The sequence below is a fragment of the Tepidiforma sp. genome, assembly GCF_034433535.1.
Classification (GTDB): Bacteria; Chloroflexota; Dehalococcoidia; order Tepidiformales; family Tepidiformaceae; genus Tepidiforma.
Map to the genome: position 1 here is coordinate 1 of NZ_DAOUAO010000249.1, position 5,164 is coordinate 5,164.

General features: G+C 70.0%; 4 protein-coding genes. 2 read left to right on the forward strand and 2 right to left on the reverse strand.

Annotated features, from left to right (window positions below; translation table 11 throughout):
- Both VAE46_RS13230 and VAE46_RS13235 read left to right on the forward strand, forming a co-directional pair.
- Nucleotides 1-404 (forward strand): TlpA disulfide reductase family protein (locus tag VAE46_RS13230; protein WP_322797415.1); only part of this gene is annotated, 404 nt, incomplete at its 5' end.
- The gene (locus VAE46_RS13235) at nt 401-2,107 is read left to right on the forward strand and encodes a cytochrome c biogenesis protein ResB (protein ID WP_322797416.1); all 1,707 of its coding nucleotides are present in this window, start codon (nt 401-403) and stop codon (nt 2,105-2,107) included. The genes VAE46_RS13230 and VAE46_RS13235, both read left to right, overlap by 4 nt.
- A 13-nt stretch (nt 2,108-2,120) precedes the next feature.
- Here the strand turns inward: VAE46_RS13235 and VAE46_RS13240 are convergent, their stop codons facing one another.
- Both VAE46_RS13240 and VAE46_RS13245 read right to left on the reverse strand, forming a co-directional pair.
- Nucleotides 2,121-3,893, reverse strand: coding sequence for an ABC transporter ATP-binding protein (locus VAE46_RS13240; RefSeq protein ID WP_322797417.1), 1,773 nt, complete (start codon nt 3,891-3,893; stop codon nt 2,121-2,123).
- Nucleotides 3,890-5,164 (reverse strand): ABC transporter ATP-binding protein (locus tag VAE46_RS13245; RefSeq protein WP_322797418.1); only part of this gene is annotated, 1,275 nt, incomplete at its 5' end. The genes VAE46_RS13245 and VAE46_RS13240, both read right to left, overlap by 4 nt.

The following is a 5,164-nucleotide window of genomic DNA, read 5'->3' on the forward strand; positions in this document are numbered from 1 at the left end:
CCCCCAACTTCCGCCTCCAGTCCCTCGATGGCCGGCCCCGCACCCTCGATGAGTTCCGCGGCCGCTACGTCCTCCTCAACTTCTGGGCCTCCTGGTGCGGCCCCTGCCGCGGCGAAACTCCCGACCTCCAGGACTTCTACTCCCGCAACCTCGACCGCGGCATCACCGTCATCGGCGTCAACCAGCAGGAAGACGAAGCCACCGCCCGCAAATTTACCGCCGAATTCGGCGTCTCCTACCCCATCCTCCTCGATGCCTCCGGCGCCGTTTCCCAGGCCTACGCCACCGGCGTCGGCGGCCTCCCGACTACCTTCCTCATCGACCCCGACGGCGTGATCCGCCGCGTCTTCATCGGCCGCGTCACCTTCGAGCAGCTCCGCGACCTTGAGGCCAGCCTCCCGTGACTGCCACCCGCCAGCCCGCCGCCGCTGCCCTTCAGCCCGCCGGCCTCGACCCGCTGCGCTGGCTGTGGCAGCTGCTCACCAACGTCAAATTCGCCCTGTTCCTCGTCGGGCTCGCCGGCGTGGCCGGGCTCATCGGCACCATCTTCCCCCAGGTGCCCGGTCCCATGCGCGCCAACCCCGCCGCCCGCTCGGCCTGGCTCGAACTCCGCCGCGAGGACTTCGGCCCCTTCACCGACCTCTTCGCCTCCCTCGGCTTCTTCGATGTCTTCCACACCGCCTGGTTCAACGGCCTCTGGTTCCTCATCATCGTCGCCGTCACCGTCTGCACCGTCAGCCGCCTGCGGCCCACCATCCGCGCCGTCCGCCAGCCGCCCGTGCGCGTGCCCGACGCCTACTTCGAACGCGCCCATCACCGCGCCAGCTTCTCCCACCCCGGCGGCGTCGCCGCCGTCGAACAGCTCCTCCGCAGCCAGCGCTACAGCGTCCGCCGCGTCCATGCCGAACCCGGCGCCACCTACCTCTTCGCCGACCGCTTCGCCTGGAGCCAGTACGGCACCTTCCTCAGCCACCTCGCCCTCCTCGTCCTGCTCATCGGCGGGCTCCTCACCGTCACCGCCGGCTTCGACCGCACCCTCGTCATCGCCGAATCCACCCCGGCAGCCCCGGTCTTCGCCCAGGCAGGCCCCAACCAGCTCTTCATCACCATGATCGATGCCAACCGCGGGCTCGACGACCGCGGCAACATCATCGACTACCACTCCATTATCGAAGTCCGCCGCGGCGATGAAACCATCCGCTGCAAGACCACCGTCAACGACCCCTGCTCCGCCTTCGGCTACCGCGTCCACCAGGCCGCCTGGTTCGATGACATCGCCCGCCTGCGCATCGTTGGCCCCAACGGCCAGGTCCTCTACGACGACATCCTCGATTTCGAAGGCCGCACCGCCGCCATCCCCGTCCTCCGCGTGGTTGATGCCTCCGGCGTCGTCCTCTTCAACCAGCAGCTGCCCCAGATGGCCACCGACCCCGGCCTCGACCCCGCCGACCGCTCCGACGACACCGCCCTCTCCCTCCTCACCTTCCCCCGCGCGGCAGGCAGCGAAGAGCTCGTCCGCTACGCCGTCGCCTGGCAGTTCACCGATGGCCGCATGGTCCTCACCCTCACCAGTACCGACTTCGACCCCATCGTCCTCCGCCCCGGCGAGGAAGCCGATGCCGCCGGCTACCGCGTCCGCTTCGAAGGCGCCGCCTCCATCCCGGCCACCGCGGTCCTCGATATGCCCGGCGCCACCACCGACGCCGGCGCCGTCGTCCAGATGCCGCTCGGCGGCGATGGTCGCCCCTACCTCCTCATCTCCGGCATCGATGAGCGCAACATCGTCCTCCAGCAGGGCGCCGCCGCCACCAACGCCGCCGGCTACACCTACCTCTTCCGCGGCCGGGTAGAAGCCTCCGGCATCAGCGTCCGCCGCGATCCCGGCGACACCTTCATCTGGATCGCCGTCGCGATGGCCATGGTCGGCCTTGGCATCACCTTCTACGTGCCCCGCCGCCGGCTCTGGGTGAAGGTCACCCCCTCCCGCACCTACATGGCCGGCATCGCCGAAAAGACCGCCCGCTTCTCGCGCGAAATGCGCCTGATGGGCGCCCGCCTCGGCTCGCCCGATGCCCTCCAGCCGGGCGATACCGCCCGCGAAAGCTGAGCCGCCTGCGTCCCTACGCGCTCTTCGCCGCCCGCCCGGCCACCCACTGCCGGTACAGCGCAGCATAGTAGCCGCCCCGCGCGACCAGCTCCGCGTGCGTGCCGTCCTCCACAATCCGCCCGCCAACGACCACCAGCACCCGGTCGGCCTGCGCGGCCGTGCCTAGCCGGTGCGCAATCACGACGCTGGTCCGGCCCTCCAGCAGCTTCTTCAGGGCGCGCTCCACCTGCTCCTCCGTGGCCGGGTCGAGGCTGGAGGTCGCTTCATCGAGCACCAGCACGGGCGGGTCGGCCAGGAACGCCCGCGCAATCGAAATCAGCTGCTTCTCCCCCGCGCTCAGCCGCGAACCGCGGAAGCTCACCATCGTCTCCAGCCCGTGCGGCAGCCGCCGGATGAACCCGTCGATCCCCAGCCGTCGGCATGCCTCCGCCACCTCCTCGTCCGTCGCCCCCGGCCGCCCGAAGACAATGTTCTCGCGCACTGAACCGGTGAACAGGAAGCCCTCCTGCGGCACCATCGTCACCGTCTTCCGCAGGTCCTCCGACCGCAGCGTGCGCAGGTCGTACCCGCCGATACGCACCGTCCCCGCCGTTGGGTCGTACATCCGCGTCATCAGCTTCGCCAGCGTCGATTTCCCGGCACCTGTCGGGCCCACCAGCACCACGTGCTGCCCCGGCGGGATGACGAGGTTCACCCCGTGCAGCACCGGGCGCCCCGGGTCGTAGCCGAACGTCACGCCCGCCAGCTCGATGCGCCCCTCCACCGGACCGCGCACCTCCGCCGGTCGCTCGGGCTCCGGCACATCCGGTTCCGTCGCCAGCACCCCGAAGATCTTCGCGAGCGCCGCATTGGCGCTCTGCACCATATCGAACACCTGCGAGAGGTTCTGGATCGGCTGGAAGATGAACTCGAGGTAGAACACGAAGGCCGCCACCGTCCCCACCGTCACCGCGTCGCCCGCCACCTGCCGCCCGCCGAAGTACAGGATCAGGCCGATCGCCGCGCCCCGCAGCCACTCCACGAACGGGAAGTACAGCGCCGAAAGCTTCACCGTGTAGACGTTCGCCGCGAAGTTCCGCTCGTTGATCTCCCCGAACCGCTCCCGGTTCTTCTGCTCCCGCCCGAACGCCTGCACCACCCGCAGCCCCGAAAACGTCTCCTGCATGTGCACCATCACGTCCGCGATTCGCTCCCGCACCGACCCGTACGCCCGGTTCGAATACACCCGGAAGATCGCTGTCGCGACCACAAGCGGCGGCAAAATGAACGCCACCGCCAGCGAAAGCTTCACGCTCAGCGTCACCAGGATGACCGTCGCCCCAACCAGCGTCAGCAGCGATTGCACCACCACCAGGAAGCCGTTGTTCAGCACATCATTCACGGTGGTCACGTCGCTCGTCATCCGCGAAACCAGCCGCCCCGCGTTTTCCCGCCCAAAGAACGCCAGCGACATCCGCTGGTAGTGCGTGAACAGCCGCATCCGCAGGTCGAACAGGAAATCCTGCCCCACCCGGTTGACGAGGTACGTGCTGGCGCCCTGGAACAGTGCGGCCATGACCAGCAGCCCGAGGAACGCCGCGCCCGCCAGCGCCAGCGCCCGCCCGTCGCCCTCCGCCACCCCGTGGTCGAGCCCGTACTGGATGGCAAGCGGCTTCGCCAGGCTCGCGCCCGTGAACAGCACAATCGTGACCGTCGCCGCCGCCAGCCAGCGCCAGCGCGGCGCCAGCAGCCGCAGCGCGCCGCCCAGCCCGTTCACCCGCTTCGCCGTCGTCTCCACGGCACTCATGAGGCCATCGCCTCCAGCTGTCCCAGCACCTCCCGGTACCGGCGCGACGTGCCCAGGAGCTCCTCATGCGTCCCACGCGCCGCCACCCGCCCCCCGTCCACCAGCACCACCTCATCCGCCAGCGCAATGGTCGAAAGCCGGTGCGACACGATCAGCGTTGTCCGCCCGGCCATAACCTCCCTCAGCGCCGTCCGGATCTCCTCCTCCATCCGCGCATCAACGCTCGAGGTTGCATCGTCCAGGATCAGCACCCGCGGCTCCATCAGGATCGCCCGCGCGATCGCGATCCGCTGCCGCTGCCCTCCCGAGAGCGAGGCCCCTTGCTCGCCCACCATCGTGTCGTACCCCTCCGGCAGCTGCGTGATGAACTCGTGTGCGTGGGCCAGCCGCGCCGCCCGCTCGATCTCCTCATCGCTGGCGTCCAGCCGACCGTACGCGATGTTGTTCCGCACCGTATCGCTGAACAGGAACGTGTCCTCGAACACGATCCCGATGCTCCGGCGCAGGTCCCGCAGCCGCAGCGTCCGCACATCCGCCCCGTCGATCAGCACCCGCCCTTCGTCGACGTCGTAGAACCGCGGCAGCAGCCGCGCCACGGTCGACTTCCCGCTGCCGGTCGCGCCCACCAGCGCCACCGACCTCCCGCCAGGCACCTCCAGCGAAAACTCGCGCAGCACCGGCCGGCCCGGCTGGTACCCGAACGTGACCCGCTCGAACGTAATCGCCCCGTTCCCGGGCGGCAGCGGGCGCGCATGCGGCCGCTCCTTCACGCTCGGCTCCTCCCGCAGCACGTTCCATACCCGAGCCGCCGAGACCACCGCGCGCTGCCCCGAGGCGATCATTTCGCCGAGGCTTTGCACCGGCCAGGTCAGCATCCCCAGGTACTGCAGCGCCGCCACCAGCGACCCCAGCGTCATCTCGCCCTCGATCACCAGCCAGCCGCCGTACCCCAGCACCACGAGCTGCCCCAGCCCCGGCAGCAGCCCGAACAGCGGCCCGTACACGGTGCGCAGCCGGGCCACCTCCAGCGAATCCGCCCGCACCCGCTCTGCCGCCTCGCGCATCCGCCCGATCTGCTGCTCCTCCCGCCCGAACGCGCGCACCAGCCGCGCCCCCGCGATCGACTCCTCCGTCACGCTCGCCACGTCCGCCAGGTCCTGCTGCACGCGCTCCGTCCCAGGCTCCAGCTGCGCGAAGAACCGCACGCTCAGCCACGTCACCAGAGGGAACACCGCCATCGCCAGTACCGCCAGCGCCACGCTCGTCCGCCC

Coding starts and splice junctions, on each gene's coding strand:
- VAE46_RS13240 (WP_322797417.1), bottom strand. CDS start 3,893: ATGAGTGCCGTGGAGACGACGGCGAAGCGGGTGAACGGGCTGGGCGGC.